The sequence below is a fragment of the Shewanella sp. 10N.286.52.A9 genome (assembly GCF_041468985.1).
GTDB lineage: Bacteria > Pseudomonadota > Gammaproteobacteria > Enterobacterales > Shewanellaceae > Shewanella > Shewanella japonica.
In genome coordinates this window covers 240449-241670 of sequence record NZ_JBFRJQ010000001.1, presented here as the reverse complement: position 1 = coordinate 241670, position 1222 = coordinate 240449, and the positions used below count along the sequence as shown (strand labels likewise).

The following is a 1222-nucleotide window of genomic DNA, read 5'->3' as shown; positions in this document are numbered from 1 at the left end:
TATTAAATCTTAAATAAAAATGGAGTAATCAATTGGAGGTATTTTAAAGAAGAGGGGATTTCAGATCTAAGAATAGTGATTATCAAAAAACGACATTTGTGATCTAAATCTACATCATAGGTAGCAAAAAAAACTAAAATATATTTTCCAATAGTTCCTTTATTTAAAAAGTTCCCCAAATGATAAAATATAAATGCAGACCTGCAATTCACACAAAACTTGTTTGTGAATACTGTAATAGTATTGATTTTCATTTGCCGCTGGAATTTGCCCATTTTAAATATTTTAATGACACAGAATGGGTTGGCATAAATATAATAACCAAATTATTAAATTATATTGAGAATAATATTGAAGACCCTTATTTCTTTCTGAATTTAGCGAAGTATTTTGTTAAAAGGGTAACTGAGTTTACTAAAATAGACTTATCTGATGATGTCGATATCGCTCAGAAATTGATTGATTTCACAATGTTTTATAGCCAAGTATCTGATCTAAATTGGGTTACTATTGATGCGGGGGATTACATTGGCCTAGTGGCTAAGCGTAATCCTATTGAACGTGCTTCTAAGTATGATGACCTATTTGTTTATCTCTCTGTGATGCAAATATTGAATTTTCATAAAGAGGTAAATAATAATGTAATCATTGAGTTACCGTTTGAGTGTGGCTTTTACGGTTACAATGTTGCCATTTTAGAAAATGTTAAATTCAACTGTCAGAACCTGTCAATTTTTGCCAAAAAAACGCCAGGTAAGCAGTATGATATTAGGTCATTATGCATTGAAACGATTACTAGCTTGGACAGGATTCATGCGGCTGCTAAGAGTATGATTCCAGCTGAGTTATCTGTTGATACATTAGCTATTGCGTTAGGAATGTCGACACGAAGCTTGCAGCGAGAAGTGAAATCTATGGGTCTTTGTGTCAAAGATATCATTAAAGAAGTGAAAGCAAATAGATTAAAATTAGTATTAAAGAAGAACCAAGATAATATAAAAGTTACTGCATATGAGTGTGGTTTTAAAAGCTTGGCAATATTTAGTCGTCATTTTTCTAATAATGTTGGATGTTGCCCTTCTGAATATGTCAGTCGAATTAACGATAAATAAGTTTATTTTTTGTAAATAAATAAATGTATCAAATGTTACATTTGATAATGGTTATCATTTACGGCCATTTGTTAGTATATTTTTTATTTTAAATAATACCAAATAAATAA

1 protein-coding gene is annotated in these 1222 nt (G+C 30.1%); it reads left to right on the top strand.

Annotated features, from left to right (window positions below; genetic code table 11):
• Positions 1 to 179: 179 nt before the first annotated feature.
• Positions 180 to 1112 carry a helix-turn-helix transcriptional regulator gene (locus AB4128_RS01120; RefSeq protein WP_055025972.1) on the top strand — a complete coding sequence of 311 codons (933 nt, stop codon included), beginning with the start codon at positions 180 to 182 and terminating at the stop codon, positions 1110 to 1112.
• The last annotated feature ends 110 nt before the right edge of the window (positions 1113 to 1222 follow it).